The 17309-nt window shown below is 39.3% G+C and carries 15 protein-coding genes; 11 read left to right on the top strand and 4 right to left on the bottom strand.

What is annotated here, in order from left to right; translation table 11 throughout:
* Nucleotides 1–148 precede the first annotated feature (148 nt).
* From QJV27_RS04245 to QJV27_RS04225, 5 genes are all read left to right on the top strand, one after another.
* On the top strand, nucleotides 149–535 hold the full coding sequence (locus QJV27_RS04245) for a response regulator (RefSeq protein WP_281447730.1): 387 nt from the start codon (nucleotides 149–151) through the stop codon (nucleotides 533–535).
* A 47-nt stretch (nucleotides 536–582) separates the two neighbouring features.
* Nucleotides 583–1167: an ATP-dependent protease subunit HslV gene (gene hslV, locus QJV27_RS04240; RefSeq protein WP_281447729.1), complete on the top strand. Its 585-nt coding sequence runs from the start codon at nucleotides 583–585 to the stop codon at nucleotides 1165–1167.
* A complete protein-coding gene (hslU, locus tag QJV27_RS04235) occupies nucleotides 1167–2489 on the top strand; it encodes an ATP-dependent protease ATPase subunit HslU (protein WP_281447728.1) in 1323 nt (440 codons plus the stop codon). Before hslV ends, hslU begins: the two co-directional genes overlap by 1 nt.
* 36 nt (nucleotides 2490–2525) lie before the next feature.
* A complete protein-coding gene (locus tag QJV27_RS04230) occupies nucleotides 2526–2963 on the top strand; it encodes a SufE family protein (protein WP_281447727.1) in 438 nt (145 codons plus the stop codon).
* 147 nt (nucleotides 2964–3110) lie between these two features.
* Nucleotides 3111–4808, top strand: coding sequence for an alpha-keto acid decarboxylase family protein (locus tag QJV27_RS04225; RefSeq protein WP_281447726.1), 1698 nt, complete (start codon nucleotides 3111–3113; stop codon nucleotides 4806–4808).
* A 74-nt stretch (nucleotides 4809–4882) separates the two neighbouring features.
* On the opposite strand, the gene minE is transcribed toward QJV27_RS04225, so the two are convergent.
* The 3 genes from minE to minC form a co-directional block, all read right to left on the bottom strand.
* A complete protein-coding gene (gene minE, locus QJV27_RS04220) occupies nucleotides 4883–5149 on the bottom strand; it encodes a cell division topological specificity factor MinE (protein ID WP_281447725.1) in 267 nt (88 codons plus the stop codon).
* On the bottom strand, nucleotides 5146–5961 hold the full coding sequence (gene minD / locus QJV27_RS04215; protein WP_281447724.1) for a septum site-determining protein MinD: 816 nt from the start codon (nucleotides 5959–5961) through the stop codon (nucleotides 5146–5148). Before minD ends, minE begins: the two co-directional genes overlap by 4 nt.
* 95 nt (nucleotides 5962–6056) lie before the next feature.
* Nucleotides 6057–6764 carry a septum site-determining protein MinC gene (minC, locus tag QJV27_RS04210; protein WP_281447723.1) on the bottom strand — a complete coding sequence of 236 codons (708 nt, stop codon included), beginning with the start codon at nucleotides 6762–6764 and terminating at the stop codon, nucleotides 6057–6059.
* A 277-nt stretch (nucleotides 6765–7041) separates the two neighbouring features.
* Here minC and QJV27_RS04205 point away from each other — a divergent pair, with 277 nt between their 5' ends.
* From QJV27_RS04205 to QJV27_RS04180, 6 genes are all read left to right on the top strand, one after another.
* Nucleotides 7042–7710 (top strand): glutathione S-transferase family protein, encoded by a 669-nt coding sequence (locus tag QJV27_RS04205; protein ID WP_281447722.1) that lies wholly within the window; start codon nucleotides 7042–7044, stop codon nucleotides 7708–7710.
* A gap of 19 nt (nucleotides 7711–7729) precedes the next feature.
* Complete coding sequence (locus QJV27_RS04200) at nucleotides 7730–8896, top strand: glycosyltransferase family 4 protein (RefSeq protein WP_281447721.1); 1167 nt, start codon at nucleotides 7730–7732, stop codon at nucleotides 8894–8896.
* Nucleotides 8893–9810, top strand: a complete 918-nt coding sequence (locus QJV27_RS04195; protein ID WP_281447720.1) for a glycosyltransferase family 9 protein — start codon at nucleotides 8893–8895, stop codon at nucleotides 9808–9810. The genes QJV27_RS04200 and QJV27_RS04195 overlap by 4 nt, the downstream gene beginning before the upstream one ends.
* 49 nt (nucleotides 9811–9859) lie before the next feature.
* Nucleotides 9860–11827 (top strand): threonine--tRNA ligase, encoded by a 1968-nt coding sequence (gene thrS, locus QJV27_RS04190; protein WP_281447719.1) that lies wholly within the window; start codon nucleotides 9860–9862, stop codon nucleotides 11825–11827.
* Between the two features lie 167 nt (nucleotides 11828–11994).
* Complete coding sequence (infC, locus tag QJV27_RS04185; RefSeq protein WP_281448969.1) at nucleotides 11995–12531, top strand: translation initiation factor IF-3; 537 nt, start codon at nucleotides 11995–11997, stop codon at nucleotides 12529–12531.
* A gap of 138 nt (nucleotides 12532–12669) precedes the next feature.
* On the top strand, nucleotides 12670–15246 hold the full coding sequence (locus QJV27_RS04180) for a glycosyltransferase family 2 protein (protein WP_281447718.1): 2577 nt from the start codon (nucleotides 12670–12672) through the stop codon (nucleotides 15244–15246).
* A gap of 2 nt (nucleotides 15247–15248) precedes the next feature.
* On the opposite strand, the gene glyS is transcribed toward QJV27_RS04180, so the two are convergent.
* Nucleotides 15249–17309 (bottom strand): glycine--tRNA ligase subunit beta, encoded by a 2061-nt coding sequence (gene glyS, locus QJV27_RS04175; protein WP_281447717.1) that lies wholly within the window; start codon nucleotides 17307–17309, stop codon nucleotides 15249–15251.

Below are 17309 nucleotides of genomic sequence, written 5' to 3'. Positions count from 1 at the left end.
CTAAAAAAGTGACTATGATTTATCGACTCTGATATTGATTTTATAAGTTTTTTCTTGAAAATAAAGGGAGTATTATTTGGGGTGCAGTTAAGATTAAGAGAGGATTTAATAAACCCGATCTTTTTTTTCAAGCTGAAGGAATAAAATAGTGAGTGAAGAAAAAGATAAAAAACTCATTTTGATCGTTGAAGACGATGCTGTCTTGCGTCCATTATTGGTTGAGCTATTATGCGAAATGGAATTCGAAGTTTTGGTTGCTGAAGACGGGCAATCAGCATTATCTTTATTACAAGATTTAAATTATAAACATGATCATATTGATTTATTATTAACAGATATTGGTCTGCCTGGTATGAATGGTAAGGATCTGGCCAAAACAGCGCGTGAGCTGTGGCCAGAACTATCCATATTGTTTATTACAGGATATGCTCATGGAGTTGGTGTTTTGCCAACGGATGAAAAAATTAAGTTAATAACGAAACCTTTTTCATTGGGTGCTTTAACAAAGAGAGTTGAAGAACTAACCACAAGGTAATAAATTAAGGTTAGTTATATATTTTATAAAAAGGCTATTAAATACTAATGCAAAATCATAATTTGTCTTCACATGATCCCATTCAGTGGCATGGAACAACGATTTTGTGTGTCCGCCGTGATGACCAGGTTACCATTGCTGGTGATGGCCAGGTTACGTTGGGACATACAGTTGTTAAGGGAAATGCCAAAAAAGTAAGAAGAATTGGTGCTGGTGGTAATATTTTAGCAGGATTTGCAGGTGCTACTGCAGATGCATTTACTTTATTAGAAAGATTAGAGAAAAAACTGGAACGATACCCAAATCAACTTGAACGTGCCTGTGTCGAATTAGCACAAGATTGGCGAACGGATCGTTATCTGCGAAGATTAGAAGCAATGTTGTTGGTTGCTGACAAAATGCATTCTTATACATTAACTGGTAATGGGGATGTTTTAGAACCAGAAGATGGTGTTGTTGCGATTGGTTCTGGTGGGAATTATGCATTGGCGGCTGCTCGTGCATTATTGGATGTTGATGGTTTAACCTCAGAAGATATCGCGCGTAAAGCGATGGCAATTGCAGGCGATATTTGTATTTATACGAATTCCTCACTTGTTGTAGAGACATTGCCAGCCAAAGGTACTAAATAATGAATATTCCTACTTATTCTCCAAAAGAGATTGTCGCCGAATTAGATCGCTATATTGTCGGTCAAGATGATGCCAAACGTGCAGTATCCATCGCCCTACGTAATCGTTGGAGACGAGCAAAGTTAGCAGATAGTATGCGCGAGGAAGTGGTTCCAAAAAATATTTTAATGATCGGACCAACTGGATGCGGGAAAACAGAAATTGCACGTCGTTTGGCAAAATTATCCCAAGCACCTTTTCTAAAAGTCGAAGCAACTAAATTTACCGAAGTTGGTTATGTCGGTCGTGATGTTGAAAGTATTATTCGTGATTTGGTAGAAGCATCGCTGGTTATGCTGCGTGATATTAAGCGTCGTGACGTCAAAGGAAAAGCCAAAGATGCCGCCAATCAACGTCTTGTCGTCGCATTGGTAGGAGAGGGAGCATCCGCAGAAACGAAGAACAAGTTTTTGCAAATGCTATTAAATGGAGAATTGGAAGACAAAGAAATCGAAATTAGCTTGGCCGATACGTCTTCCCCAGTTAATCAGTTCGATATTCCTGGAATGCCGTCCGCACAGGTCATCAATTTCACAGATATGATGAAGGGATTTATGAACCGCCCTGAAAAATCTCGTAAAATGACCGTAGCAAAGGCAAGGGAAGCTTTAATTCGAGAAGAATCTGACAAGCTCTTGGATAATGATGCTTTGGTACAAGAGGCCATTCAACGTGCCCAAAATCACGGTATTGTATTTTTGGATGAAATTGATAAGGTTTGTGCCCGTTCTTACGAGGGTGGAGGCGGACGTGGAGGCGCGGATGTCTCTCGTGAAGGGGTACAGCGTGATTTACTGCCATTAATCGAAGGAACCACAGTTTCAACGAAATATGGATTGGTAAAAACTGATCATATTTTGTTTATTGCATCTGGGGCGTTTCACTTAGCAAAACCTTCTGATTTACTGCCTGAGTTACAGGGGCGTCTACCCATTCGTGTTGAATTATCGGCATTAACTTGTGAAGATATGCGTCGTATTTTGACCGAGCCAGAACATTCCTTGTTAAAGCAATATATTGCTTTGATGCAAACAGAAGGTGTTCAGTTACACTTTACTGAAGACGCTATTGATGCAATCGCACGTCTGGCAACGGATATTAATGATCGTGTGGAAAATATCGGTGCACGACGCTTGGCAACTGTTATGGAAAAATTGTTGGAAGAGGTCTCTTTCACAGCTTCTGAACGTTCAGGGGAAACGATTGAAATTACCCCAACAGATGTGCAGGAACGTGTTGCTTCTTTAGCTGATAAAAGTGATTTAAGTCGTTTCATTTTATAATTTTTTACCATAGCCAATAACAAGATTGATTTTATAATGTCTGACCCCTTTATTTTACCACAAGAAGAAACCGCGCTTGAGGCTATTGAAGCCATTAAAGATGAGTTGGATTTATTTGATGATTGGATGCAGCGTTATAGTTATTTAATTGACCTTGGGGAAAAACTGCCAGATTTTCCCCAGGATTGGCAAAATGATAGCTTTCGAGTGATGGGGTGTCAAAGTCAAGTATGGCTGAATTTCTGTCAAAAAGAGGATAAAATCTTTTTTGCAGGGAGTTCTGATGCTGCAATCGTGAAGGGGTTGGTATCTTTATTATTGCGTATTTATTCTGGACGATCAGCACCAGAGATTTTGGCAGTCGATCCTGAATTTATTAAAGATTTAGGATTGTCTGGAGCCTTATCAGCCAATCGCAGCAATGGCGTAGCATCTATGGTAAAAGCCATACAATCAATTGCATCTCAAAAATAACAACGCAAGAGATTCTCCTCTTTTGAATTTGGACAAAAAATACAGCTAAACGCAGAATTGTGATTTTCTTTTCCCAATACAACGCGGTAAAGGTAAAAGAAATCCACTTTTTCTTTATATTAAAGAAAAGAATTAGAGAGGCCGTAAATGAAAAGGACTGTAGGGGATTTTCTATTAGACAGATTATCCCAAATTGGTGTTAAAGATATCCTTGGTGTTCCTGGAGATTATAATCTTCAATTCTTAATTCAGATGGAAAGAAGAAAAGATGTAAGATTTGTTGGAACTCGTAATGAGCTGAACGGGGCATATGCTGCTGATGGATATGCGCGGTTAAATGGCATTTCAGCATTATTAACAACATATGGGGTGGGTGATCTTAGCGCCATTAATGGTATTGCTGGTGCTTTTGCAGAATATGTACCGGTTGTATGTATCGTTGGTGCACCTCCTTTGAACAGTGTTAACCGTCATCGTTATCTTCATCATACGACTGCTGAGGGCAATTTTGAAGATATGATGGATTGTTATCGTCCTTTTACGGTAGCCCAGGCTAGGATTACCCCACAAAATGCAGTAGAAGAGATTGATCGTGTGTTGCGTGCATGCGTACGTGAAAAACGGCCCGTTTATTTACAGCTACCTTCTGATATTACGTTTTTTGAAATTGACGTACATAACGAGGTTTTATCATTAAGACAACAAACCAGCGATACCAAGCAATTAAATGCGTTGTTGGATCGTATCACTGAAAAACTTAGCAAAGCTCAAAATCCTTCTGCATTGTTGGGAATGGCATTGGATCGGTTCGGATTACGGGATTTGACACAATCAGCAATCGAAAATTTAAAGATTCCGTTTGCGACATTGTCTGCAGCACAATGTGTGCTGGATGGGGATCATCCCCAATGGATCGGGGGGTATAGTGGCCGTTCCTCCTCTGATGCAGTGAAACACGCTATTGAGCAATCAGATTGTTTGTTTGGATTAAATGTTAAATTCACGGATAGCAATTCCAGTTATTTTACACAAAAAATTCCAGATGATATGATTAATATTCAACCCTTTAGAACCATTATAGGGCATGAGGTATTTGAAGGGGTTTCAGCAATTGAATTACTGGAGCGCCTGTCCGAAATAACTCCTCCGAAACAATATCAAAATTGTAAGCCCCCTGTTGCCAAGGTCGAGGATCCTTGGGTTGCAAAGGCTGGGGAGAAGTTAATTCAAAATCGTTTTTGGAAACGTGTTGAAAAATTTATTAAACCCAATGATGTCGTTGTAACCGAAGCAGGTACTTCAATGCGTGGGGTGAAAATAATGGATATGCCGTCTGGCATTACAATTATCAGTCAACCCTTGTGGTTATCTATTGGGTATTCTTTACCTGCTCTGTTTGGTTCTTTGATGGCTAAACCTGATAGACGTCAAGTTATTTTTATTGGTGATGGCTCCTTCCAACTGACGGCTCAAGAAGTATCTTCGTTCTTTGAACATGATTTAAAACCGATCATTTTCTTGATTAATAATAAAGGTTACACCATTGAACGTGCAATTATGGGCTTTCATTCTGCCTATAATGATATTCCAAATTGGAATTACCGTCAGTTATTTGAAGCTTTTAGTGATGGAAAATCTTTCTTTTCACGCCAAGTCATTACCGAAGACGATTTTGAAAAGGCGTTAAATGACGCTGATAAGGCATCTGATCAGCTGTGTTTAATTGAAATTATGTTTGATCCATTGGATATTCCAAAAGCGGTTCAAACTTCTGCAAATATGGTAGCAGCTTTTAATTATGGACCAAGAGGATTAAAAGAGCTTGATAAGAATATTGACGATTAGTTGATGAGTGATCGTAACATCAAAAAAGCCAGTATTTATACTGGCTTTTTTGCAATTATAGTCACTTTTTTGTTCTATGATTGTATATTATCTTGCTGAGGAACTTCAATATCGATTTCTAAGGTTGAAAAATCGTTTCCTCGATCAACCTTAATATGTATTTTTTCTTGATCAATAGAGATATGTTTTTGGATAACGGCCATAATTTCTTTTTGCAATTTTTGCAAAAGATCAGAGTTCCCCTGCGCAGAAGAACGTTCATGAGCCAAAAGAATTTGTAAGCGATCTTTGGCCACGGGGGCGGTATTTCGTTTGGAAAAAAAATTGGAAAAAAAACTCATGACCCGCTCCTTCCCATTAACCAGTCAAAGAACCCTTTTTTATCTTTAGGGACAGTAACTTCAATCTTTTCTCCTTGTAACCTTTTTACTGCTTCACTATAAGCGCGCGCAGCATTAGAGTTCGGAGAAGATAAAGTAATTGGAGCTCCTAGATTTGATGCTTTTAATACATCTTCACTTTCTGGAATAATTCCAACCAAGGGAATAGAAAGAATATCCAAAATGTCATCTGTATTTAACATATCACCCCGTGCCGCGCGATTGGCTGCATAACGCGTGATTAATAAATGCTTTTCCATTTTTTCGCCTCTTTGCGATTTGGCCGTTGTACTATCCAAAATACCAATAATACGATCACTGTCTCTGACTGATGATACTTCCGGATTCGTAATGATAATCGCTTCATCAGCAAAATGCATAGCCATTTTTGCACCGCGCTCAATACCTGCGGGACTATCGCAGATAATCCAGTCGAATTTTTCTCTTAGTTCTTCGATAACCTTTTCAACGCCCTCTTTGGTTAAGGCATCTTTATCTCGTGTTTGGGATGCGGCAAGGATATAAAGATTTTCAAGACGTTTGTCTTTAATAAGTGCTTGAGATAGGGTTGCTTCACCTTGAATAACGTTGACAAAATCAAAAACAACACGTCGTTCAGCACCCATAACCAAATCAAGGTTTCTTAGCCCAACATCAAAATCAACGACGACAACTTTATTGCCTGTTTGTGCTAATGCAGCCCCAATTGCTGCTGTTGATGTTGTTTTACCAACCCCACCTTTTCCAGAGGTAACTACGATTACCTTTGCCATATTTTATCCCTTTAAATCAAATCTTTATATAATTGATAGAGTAATTACTGTATCACGAAGCAGAGCACCAGAGGTTAAACACGAATGTGATGAAATTATTTGATTTTTAACAAAGGTGCAACGGTCATCATATCATCATCTAGAAAAACTTGTGCCGGTTTTGTATTGAGTTCTTCTGGAATTTCTTCTGCAGTCATATAAAAGCCATCAATAGCCATTAATTCTGCAGCCAGTTGGTAAGCAAAAATTCTGGATTCATGCTGACCACTTATACCAGCAATTGCCCTGCCGCGTAATGCACCATAGACATGAATTGATCCGCCAGCCACAATTTCGGCACCCGAAGCAACAGAACTAGTAATAATAACATCGCCCTCTGGGAAAAAGATGCTTTGCCCCGATCGGACTTGTTCATCAACAATAAAACAGGGCGTGGCCTCAGTTTTTGTGGGTGGATCAGCAGGTAAATCAAGATTATCAATGTCTTTGCCATTGCCAAATATAAAGGTCTTGGGCCAATTTTGTAATGCTGGCCAAGATGAGGAGCCACCTTCTACGCATATAATTTGAATGTTGCGTTGTGCTAGTGCAGTGTGCAACAGTTCTAATCCTTCTTCTTTTCCTGTAAGAAGTTCCAAATTTAAAATAACGGGTTTACCCAAAAAAAAGAATGAGGATCGTTGAAGTTGATTATCTAAGCCTTGTAGCCAATTGGCAAGAGGGGCTTCTGGCAAGAGTACCAATGCTAAAAAAGATCGTCCTCTTATCCGAATTTGGGGCAGGGTTTGGGATGTGTTTGCCACGAATAATAATTCCTATTATACAAGCAGAAAATAATGTCGGGATTAATTTATCGATTTTTTTTTCAGATGAAAATTAAAAATGTAATTTTTTGGTAAAATCCTGAATCCTGTCACTTAATATCTATAATATTGTGATTTACACTATAATAATACTGTAATAATAAAGAGAATTTATATAGATAAACCTTTATAACAATGATAAAGCTGTTTTATCTTGAATTGAAGATGTTATATTATTTTTGGTTAACGATATTATTACAGAAAATGGCCAAGTTACATGCGTATATTGTATCATCTGCCTCTTTGCCCTTTTAGTCGTAAAGTTCGTTTGGTTATGGCAGAAAAGCGTCTGTCATTCGAGCTAATGACTGAGACTGTTTGGAAAAGACGGCCTGAATTCCTTGCAATTAATAATGCTGGATCTGTTCCCGTGTTGGTCGAAGAAACAGGATTAACCATCCCTGATTCTTATGCAATTTGTGAATATTTAGAAGAAGCATATCCAGATACGTCATTGATGGGCAGAACCTTGGCTGAACGTGTTGAAGTACGAAGGCTTACCGCGTGGTTCGATGATAAGTTTAATCGTGAAGTAACGCAGAATTTATTATTTGAGAAAACATTTAAACGCTTCTTTGGCAATAGTAATCCCAATGCACAAGCATTAAGAGAGGGGTATAATAATATCAAATTCCATTTGGATTATATTGCCGAATTAACAGAAAATCGGGTATGGTTGGCTGGCAGCAACTTATCGATGGCTGATTTTGCAGCAGTGGCGCATTTATCAGCATTAGATTATATTGGTGATATTAATTGGGATAAGAACCCTGTTGTTAAAGATTGGTATGCACGTATTAAATCTCGTCCTAGTTTCCGCCCATTATTAAATGATCGAGTTAGCGGTATTATACCCCCTAAATATTATGCTGATTTGGATTTCTGACGGATCAAAGTGAAATTCTATGATATCCAATAAACCTGTGATTTTACAAGTCTTACCTGCTTTGGGAACGGGGGGGGTGGAACGTGGTACGATCGACATGGCGCAGGCAATTATGAGGGCTGGGGGAATTGCTATTGTTGCCAGTGCAGATGGGATATGGAAAAATTCCTTAGAGCGTATGGGAGCTATTTATATCAACCTGCCGCTGAATTCCAAAAAGCCATGGGTAATTTGGAAAAACCAGTATGCATTGGAAAAAATTATACGTTCTTATCATGTGGATGTTGTTCATGTTAGATCTCGAGGTCCCGCATGGTCCGCTTGGCTTGCAGTTAAGAAATGTAAAACCAGCTTTATAACAACGTGGCATGGTGTTTATAGTGAAACTTGGTTGGGAAAGCGCTATTATAATAAAGTAATGACTAAGGGAGAGCGAGTTATTGCCATTAGTCATTACATTGCCAAACGATTACACGATCATTATGGAGTGGAAAAAGAACGTTTGCGTGTGATTCATCGAGGGGTTGATGTAACGGCTTTTGATCCTGAAATGCCTTTGGGGGAGCGGGTTAGCGAGCTTGCAAAGAAATGGCAGATCCCTGAGGATAAGAAAATCATTCTATTACCTGGTCGTTTGACACCTTGGAAAGGTCAAGAATTATTAATACGTGCCTTTGTGACGTTAAAAGAACGATATCCAAATTGGGTTTGTGTCTTTGTCGGTCCCGCGAAAGCTAAAGATCAATTTAGCAAAAGATTACTTATATTAGCCAATCAATTAAAAGTACGTGATCGTTTATATTTTGTTGGTGACTGTCAGGATATGCCAGCAGCTTTGACACTTGCAAATATTGTGGTGGTACCCTCTTTAAAGCCAGAACCTTTCGGACGGGTTGTGATAGAGGCACAGGCTATGGAACGTCCTGTTGTTGTTGCCAATCACGGAGGTGCTGCGGAAACGGTGATAGAAGGACAAAGTGGTTATCTATTTGAACCAGGTAATATTCAAAGTTTTGCAGAAATATTGGAATTCTTGATGCAAAGATCTGAGCCTGATTTGCACTGGATTGGACGTTTGTCCAGAGAGGCTGTTCAACAATATTATACTCTGGATCAAATGCAGCGTGCAACTTTAAAAGTATATAATGAAGTTTTGCCAGATGCTAAACAGTTTGTGATTGAATGAAAAAGCCCTTAAAAATTTTAGTTATTCGTTTGGGTGCATTGGGGGATTTCGTACAAAGTTTTTATCCTTTTGCGGCTATTCGAAAGCATCATATAAATGATCATATCACGTTATTGACCACATCACCTTTTGCTGAATTGGCGCAACAGTCGCCATGGTTCAATCAGGTTGTGCTGGATCATAAACCTCACTTATTAAATATTATTGGGTTTTTAAAATTAAAAAAATTGCTGCAAGGCTATGATTTGGTTTATGATTTGCAGACATCTCGTCGTTCTACACGTTATTTTTGCTTGGCAGGACGTCCTTTATGGTCAGGTATTGCAAAAAAATCCCCATATTTCCATAATAATCCCAATCGAAATAATATGCATACGCTGGATCGGCAAAAAGATCAGCTACAATATGCTGGAATTCAACAGTTTCCAGAACCAGATTTATCATGGTTTATGGATAAAAATGTAGCAATTGACCTACCACGTCCCTATGCAATTTTGGTGCCAGGATGTTCCATCAAACGTCTTGAAAAACGGTGGCCAGTCGAACATTATGCCGAAATTGCACAATTATGTATGCAACGAGGAGTTCATCCCGTGCTTGCTGGTGGCGCAGCAGAGTTGGAATTGGGACAACAGATTAAAATACGTTGTCCTCAAATATTTAGTTTAATTGGACAAACAACTTTGTTACAATTAGGGGCTGTTATGACACATGCGCAATTTGCATTGGGTAATGATACAGGGCTAATGCATATTGCTGCGATGGTGGGATGTCCAAGTGTTGTTTTATTTTCGTCAGCCAGCAACCCATCATTAACAGCCCCACAAGGCAAAAGTGTAAAAATACTGTATCAAGCAGATTTAACCGATCTGAGTGTAAAAAAGGTTGCGCAAGAACTCAACTGGGTTCATTAACGTTTATTATAAAAAGACTTGATTTATATTATGTTCTGGAGATTTGATTATGCTGTCTATTACCTTGCCTGATGGATCCATTCGTCAATATGAGGGACCCACTACAGGACTTTCGATTGCGCAATCTATTGGGGCAGGGTTGGCTAAAGCTGCTTTGGCAATGGAGTTAAATGGCAAATTGGTTGATTTGTCTACGGAGATTGCAGAAGATTCCGCTGTAAAGTTTATCACCAGAAAAGATGAAGATGCTTTAGAGCTTATTCGCCATGATGCAGCCCATATATTGGCCCAAGCAGTGCAAGAATTATATCCAGGAACGCAGGTTACAATCGGCCCTGCAATCGAGAATGGATTTTACTATGATTTTGCTCGTGACGAACCATTTAAACCAGAGGATTTGGAAGGGATTGAACGGCGCATGCATGAAATTGTTGCGCGTAACGAACCTTTTATTCGTCAGGTGATGCCTCGTGACGAAGCCATTCATTATTTTGAAAAAATTGGTGAACATTACAAGGCTGAACTTATTCGAGATTTGCCTGAAACTGAAACTATCTCTGTCTATCAGCAGGGGCCTTGGCTGGATTTATGTCGTGGCCCGCACATGCGAACCACCGCTGATGTCGGTAATGCATTTAAATTGACCAAAGTTGCTGGGGCTTATTGGCGCGGTGATTCTAAAAACGCAATGCTATCAAGAATTTATGGAACGGCTTGGCGCGACAAAAAAGAATTAGATGCGTATCTAACTCAATTAGAAGAGGCTGCACGTCGTGACCATCGACGCATTGGTAAAGAGATGGATCTGTTTCATTTACAAGACGATGCCGCAGGATCTATTTTTTGGCACCCTAAAGGATGGCAATTATACACAACATTGCAAAATTATATTCAACGTATGCAACGTCGCTATGGGTATGTAGAGGTACGGACACCTCAATTATTAGATCGCTCTCTGTGGGAGGCCTCTGGTCATTGGGAAAAATTTAGGGAAAATATGTTTATTGCGTCAGTTGAGGACGAGGATCGTACCTACGCATTAAAACCAATGAATTGTCCATGTCATATTCAGATCTTTAATCATACTTTACGCTCATATCGTGAACTTCCTTTACGTATGGCAGAATTTGGGGCTTGTCATCGTTATGAGCCTTCGGGTGCGTTGCATGGAATTATGCGCGTGCGTTCATTCGTTCAAGATGATGCACATATTTTTTGTACAGAAGATCAAATCACCGATGAAACAGCATTGTTTGTTCATATGCTTTCTGAAGTTTACAAAGATCTAGGGTTCGAAAGTTTTCGTGTAAAATTCTCTGATCGTCCAGAAAAAAGAGCAGGGGACGACGCAACCTGGGATCGTGCTGAAAATAGTCTAAAAGCTGCATGTGAAAAGGTTAATGTAGCGTTCGAACTAAACAAAGGCGAGGGGGCGTTTTACGGACCTAAGTTGGAATTTGTTTTACGCGATGCGATTGGTCGTGATTGGCAGTGCGGGACTTTACAGGTTGATTACGTTTTGCCAGAGCGGTTAAAAGCATCATATATTGGTGAAGACAGTGCACGTCATCGTCCTGTTATGTTGCATCGTGCAATTGTTGGGTCTTTTGAACGGTTTCTTGGAATCTTAATTGAACAATATGCTGGATCTTTCCCTTTGTGGCTTGCACCCGTTCAAGTTGTCGTTGCAACCATTGTTAATGATGCCGAAGCCTATGCCCAAGAAGTTGTTGAGTTGTTGCAAGCAAAAGGAATGAATGTAGAACTTGACGCGCGCAATGAAAAAATTAATGCAAAAATTCGTGAGCATAGTTTACAGCATGTGCCAGTGATTTTAGTCGTAGGTCGTAAAGAGGTAGAAGAACGTAAAGTCGCCGTACGCAGGTTGGGTGGTGCCGCACAGCAGGTCATAGAATTAAACGAAATTGTTGAACAGTTGGGTAAAGAAGCCACACCCCCTGATATAAATCGCACACCTATTGCGAAGCAGAAATTAAATCTTCAATGTGAAGGCTAGATCGTTTAAAAAAAATAGGGTATAATAACCACTGAATCGAAAAATAATTATGATAACCCTTAGAAAAGATTACGCTTATAACGGACAGGCAATTATATTGTCTCATCGTTTTATGCCGCAATTAGGTTATGCTTTTCTAGGGGGCAAGCTTAGAAGGAACAGTAACCATAGTAAAAACATCGACACCCCCCACGACAAACCGCGAAGGTCCGCTTGTTGATGAGGAAATTCGTGCACCTCAGGTTCGTCTTGTTGGTGCTGAAGGCGAAATGTTAGGCATCGTTGCCACGCGTGAAGCTTTGAAAATGGCGCACGCCATTGGATTAAATCTATTAGAGGTCAGTCCAAACGCAGAACCGCCAGTGGCAAAGATTCTCGATTACGGTAAGTTTAAATACGAGCAACAAAAAAAGAAAAATGAAGCGCGTAAAAAACAAAAAGTTATCGATATTAAAGAAATTAAAGTCCGACCAAATATTGATGAAAACGACTATCAGGTAAAGTTAAATGCTGCAAAGCGCTTTATTGGTGGTGGTGACAAGGTTAAGGTAACCCTGCGTTTTCGAGGACGTGAAATGGCTCACCAAGAACTGGGTGTCCAGTTGCTTGAACGTTTTCGTTTAGACATGGAGGCCGACACAAAGGTCGAGCAAATGCCTAAACTTGAAAATCGACAGATGATTATGGTTTTAGCACCACGCTAAAATAACAAAAGGTATGTAAGAAATTACATACCTTTTTTGTTTTTAATTTTAATGTAAATAAATCTCGCTTTTTAAAAGATGATCGACTAGGTTGATATCAATTCATTACGATTACTTAGAAGGTGAAGGGATATCTTTATGAGCATTCAATCTCGTTTTACTGGTTTTTGCCAAGAAGTCAAAGAAGGTATTATTGCTGGTTGGGCCATAAATATTGCTGCACCCAAAAGGCATGCAATAATTTTTGCTTTTATTGATGATTATAAGGTCGCTGAGATCAAATGTGATTTGGTCAGAGAAGATATCCAAGAAAAAATTAACTTTCTACGCAGCGACATTGGATTTGAATTTACTATACCTAATGAATTTAGAGATAATGTGCCACACCGATTACTATTTCGATTTCAAGATGGTAATATTTTATCAATGATAACGTTGCAGCAACCTGTCCAAAAGTCAGGCGAAAATGTTATTTCTATGATGAAGTTAGAACAGCCTACCCAAAAAATAGAAGCATTAATTTTTAAGCTTGAAAAACCAGAAGTTAAAAGTTTGTCTTGTATGGATGGGTGGAAAAACGGGGCCATTCACGGGTGGGTGCTACGGCAAGATAACGTAACAGGGAAATATACTGGCAAGTGTCAAATTATGGTGACAATGGATGGTCGTCATTTAAAAACAATAGAAGCCAATCAATTTCGCGGTGATGTTGCCAGTGCTGTAAACGCGGATGCACGTTGTGGTTTTTCCGTTGTGGTGCCCAGAGCTTTGCGTAAACGGGTGCGTTCTGTATTTCGCGTATTTTTAATGCCAGAACAAATTGAATTACAAGGCAGCCCCTATGAAACAACATTAATTGATGACGTTTTGGAACAGCAGCTGCTAGTGATTAATAATCAGCTGGATTTAATGTTTAAAGAAATGTCATCATTGCGCAAGCAATTTAAACGACTGATCAGCAGCTCTAATTTCATAATTACGGAGTATGGCGCATGGGCAAAGAAATATTATGCGTTATTACCTAAACGTGTTGAAAAATTACATCAAGCGTTACAATTAAAAGATATACAAATCGACCAGTCTATAATCTCGATTATTTGCCCTGTTTATCAACCAGAAGTAGGTTTTTTTAAGACCGCTGTAGAATCTGTCTTGAAACAAACATATCAACATTGGGAATTAATATTAATAGATGATGGTGGGAAATCTGCGGTTATTCAAAAAGAGATAAAACGATTTGTCCAGCAAGATAGCAGGATTAAATCTGTTACATTTAAAGAAAACAAAGGAATTTCAGCGGCAACGAATGCCGGAATTAAGAAAGCCATTGGGCAATGGATTGCTTTTTTTGATCATGATGACGTGTTGGTCCCTCAGGCGTTGGAAATTATGTTACTGTCGGCGCAGTTATACCAAGCACAAATGGTCTATTCTGATGAAGATAAGATCGATAATCATGGTGCTTATATAGATCCGCATTTTAAACCTGATTTTAATTATCGATATTTACTAGGGCTTAATTATATATGCCATTTTGTAATGGTGAAAACAGATGCTGTTAAACAAATAGGGATGTTACGCTCCAAATATGACGGTGCCCAAGATCACGATTTTTTATTACGGTTAACAGAAGTCATTCCTCACGATTCTATTTTTCATGTTCCAGAGGTTTTGTATCACTGGCGAAAAACTGAGGGGTCAACGGCTGAAACCGTGGAAAATAAAGATTATGCAGTCAATGCTGGTATAAGTTGTGTCCAAGATCATTTAAAACGTATTAAAAAACCTGCGATAATATCTTCGATCAACGGATTTACGGCTTACCACGTTGCATGGAAAAAACAACCTTCTGATCTTGTTACTATTATCATTCCGTTTAAAGATCAAGTTCAGACAACCAAAGAATGTGTTGATCGGTTATTGGAATATACCAACTATCAAAATTATCGTATTATTTTGGTTGATAATGGCTCGATAGAATCAGAAACTTTGTCATTCTTGGACGAATATGCGCATCATCATTTAATTGAAGTCTTACCTATTCACGAGGAATTTAATTTTTCAAGGTTAAATAACATCGCAACACAGCAGTATGCCAGTGACTATTATTTATTTTTAAATAACGATGTGTTTGTAGAGGATCCAAATTGGTTATCAATTTTGGTCAATGAAGCCGCATTATCTGATGATGTGGGGATTGTGGGTGCCAAATTATTATATCCTGATGGGCGCGTGCAACACGGTGGCGTGGTTGTTGGCCCTGAGGTTATAGGCGATCATATGAATAGAGGTCTAGAACGAGATGAATTTGGATATGCCTGTCGTTCGGTCCTAACTCAAGAGTTAACAGCAGTTACAGCAGCGATGATGTTGGTAAAGGCTGATCTTTTTCATAAACTGGGCGGGTTTAACGAAAATCACTTAAAGGTCGCATTCAACGATGTTGATTTGTGTTTGCGCGTTAAGATGGCAGGTTATAAAGTCGTTTTTAGTGCGGATTGTATGGCCATACATCATGAAAGCCTTTCTCGTGGCAGTGACGATAGACCAGAGCATGAAGAACGCTTCTCATACGAAAAAGAATATATGAATAACAGTTGGGGGCAAAAGGCGATCTATGCTTGCGATCCTGCTTACTCCCCTAATTTTGTTGTAAGACCTCCGCTTTTTTATGAATTAAGTAATCCTGAAAAAGCAGAGGGAGCAGAGCATTAATCTTATCGTTCGATAAGGTTAAAATCAGCAATCATACTGGCTGCTTGATCAATTTGAGAAAGCAGCTTTAAGCGGTTTAAACGAATATCTGGGTTACTATCATTAATTGTAACTTTGTCAAAAAAGACGTCCAGTGTATTTCTTAATGTTGAAATGCTGTTCATGGCCTCTTCAAACAGTTCTTGCTTCACAGCTTTATCAATATCGGAAATAGCACTTCCTAAAGCTGTATCCAGATCTTTTTCTTCGTTTTGAACGAATAATTTATGATCAGGTTTTCCTTGATGAGGGCCGTCTTTTTTATCTTCAATACGTAAAATGTTACTGGCACGTTTGACCGCAGCTAGCAGATCCTTACCATCACTGGTTTCAAGGAATTTAGTGATGGCTTCGACTTTTTTCAAAAGCTCTACCAAATCTGTAAATTGCTTGGTTGGTGCAACAGCTGAAAGAATATCATAACGAGAGCCTTCGCTACGCAATTGCACATAAAGGCGTTCATAGATAAACTCAACCAATCCATTCATATCAGACGAGGCTTGCAGAGGTGAAGGCAACCCAGCAATTGCAAATTTGAATAAAGCTTTGATATCTAATCGAATTGAGTTTTCACGAATAATTCGAATAATACCCAGTGCTGCCCGACGTAAGGCATAAGGATCACCAGAGCCACTGGGCTTTTCACCAATGGCAAAAAATGCAGTTAACAGATCTATTTTATCAGCTAAGGCAGTAATCACAGATAAAATCTGTGATGGAACCGTATCGCTGGGGCCGCAGGGTTTATAATGTTCTGTAATTGCTAATGCAACTTCGGGGGCCTCTTGATCATGTTTTGCGTAATAGCCACCCATGATGCCCTGAACCTCTGGAAATTCACCAACCATTCCTGTGGTAAGATCAGCTTTACATAAGAGTGCAGCACGTTTTGCTAATTGTTCATCAGCGTTAAGTTGTTGGGCTAAATATCCAGCCAATCTTTCTAGACGTTGCACTCTTTCGTATTGATTGCCTAATTTTGCGTGAAAGATCACGTTTTTAAGATTGAGATTTCTATTTTCAAGTGATGTTTTGCGATCTTGGTCCCAAAAATAACGTGCATCTGCAAATCGGGCACGTAGCACACGCTCATTGCCTGCAATAATCAAGGCACCATTATCATCGGGAATAATATTAGCAACAAAAGCAAAAAAATTAGCGGGGGTGCCATCTTGGTTTTTTAATGCAAAATAGCGTTGGTTAACCCGCATGGAAACCTGCATGACCTCTTGTGGCAGATCCATAAAGATGGGATCGATTTTACCTAATAACGCTACGGGCCATTCTACTAATCCTGTAACTTCATTTAATAATCCCTCATCAGGAACTAATTGTAGATTTTTTTGATGAGCTAGGGCAGTAAGATCAGTTTGGATCTTTTCGCGGCGTTGATCAGCATCGGCAATAACAAAATGAGTATATAGTGTTTCTTGCCATTGTTTTGCATTGTCGATGTTAAATACTTGTGGGGCTAAGAAGCGGTGACCTTCACTTTGACCGCCGGAAACCAAGCCATGCCCGTCGTCATCAATAGTGGCAAGATTAAACGGAATAACCTGACCTTCCAGCAAACAGGTAATGCGATGTAAGGGACGTACCCAAGTAAACTGGCTGCCATTTCCCCAGCGTTGAGATTTAGGCCATGGAAATTTCCATAAAATTTGGGGTAAATTTTGAGCAATAAAATCTGCTGCAGAAACAGCAGCAACATGTTTGTTTAAAATCCAGAAACCATTTTCCTCTATCAAATCTGAATGTTGTGCTTGGTGTTTACGTAAAAACCCTTCTAATGCTTTTTCAGGAGCGGTAGTACGAGGTCCACGTTCTTGTATAGATTTTGCAGGAATACTGGCTTGAATATCGCAACGAATGGCAATACGACGTGGCGTGCTGAAGGTTTTTGCATTTTCAGGGGAAAGATCGCTGAGCATATCCCATAAAAGACGTTGCAAATTTTCTGTGGCTTGCTTTTGCATCCGCGCTGGAATTTCCTCAGAAAAGAGCTCAATAAATAATTCTGACAT

It is taken from the genome of Commensalibacter oyaizuii (assembly GCF_029953265.1).
GTDB classification, from domain to species: domain Bacteria; phylum Pseudomonadota; class Alphaproteobacteria; order Acetobacterales; family Acetobacteraceae; genus Commensalibacter; species Commensalibacter oyaizuii.
The sequence above is the reverse complement of the archived record's forward strand: the minus strand, read 5'-3'. Positions and strand labels throughout refer to the sequence as shown.

Bases quoted from the DNA above. Each gene is read 5' to 3' on its own strand.
- hslV (WP_281447729.1), top strand. From the start codon at position 583: ATGCAAAATCATAATTTGTCTTCACATGATCCCATTCAGTGGCATGGA.
- hslU (WP_281447728.1), top strand. From the start codon at position 1,167: ATGAATATTCCTACTTATTCTCCAAAAGAGATTGTCGCCGAATTAGAT.
- QJV27_RS04230 (WP_281447727.1), top strand. From the start codon at position 2,526: ATGTCTGACCCCTTTATTTTACCACAAGAAGAAACCGCGCTTGAGGCT.
- QJV27_RS04225 (WP_281447726.1), top strand. From the start codon at position 3,111: ATGAAAAGGACTGTAGGGGATTTTCTATTAGACAGATTATCCCAAATT.
- minE (WP_281447725.1), bottom strand. From the start codon at position 5,149: ATGAGTTTTTTTTCCAATTTTTTTTCCAAACGAAATACCGCCCCCGTG.
- minD (WP_281447724.1), bottom strand. From the start codon at position 5,961: ATGGCAAAGGTAATCGTAGTTACCTCTGGAAAAGGTGGGGTTGGTAAA.
- QJV27_RS04205 (WP_281447722.1), top strand. From the start codon at position 7,042: ATGCGTATATTGTATCATCTGCCTCTTTGCCCTTTTAGTCGTAAAGTT.
- QJV27_RS04200 (WP_281447721.1), top strand. From the start codon at position 7,730: ATGATATCCAATAAACCTGTGATTTTACAAGTCTTACCTGCTTTGGGA.
- QJV27_RS04195 (WP_281447720.1), top strand. From the start codon at position 8,893: ATGAAAAAGCCCTTAAAAATTTTAGTTATTCGTTTGGGTGCATTGGGG.
- thrS (WP_281447719.1), top strand. From the start codon at position 9,860: ATGCTGTCTATTACCTTGCCTGATGGATCCATTCGTCAATATGAGGGA.
- QJV27_RS04180 (WP_281447718.1), top strand. From the start codon at position 12,670: ATGAGCATTCAATCTCGTTTTACTGGTTTTTGCCAAGAAGTCAAAGAA.
- glyS (WP_281447717.1), bottom strand. From the start codon at position 17,309: ATGTCAGAATTATTTATTGAGCTCTTTTCTGAGGAAATTCCAGCGCGG.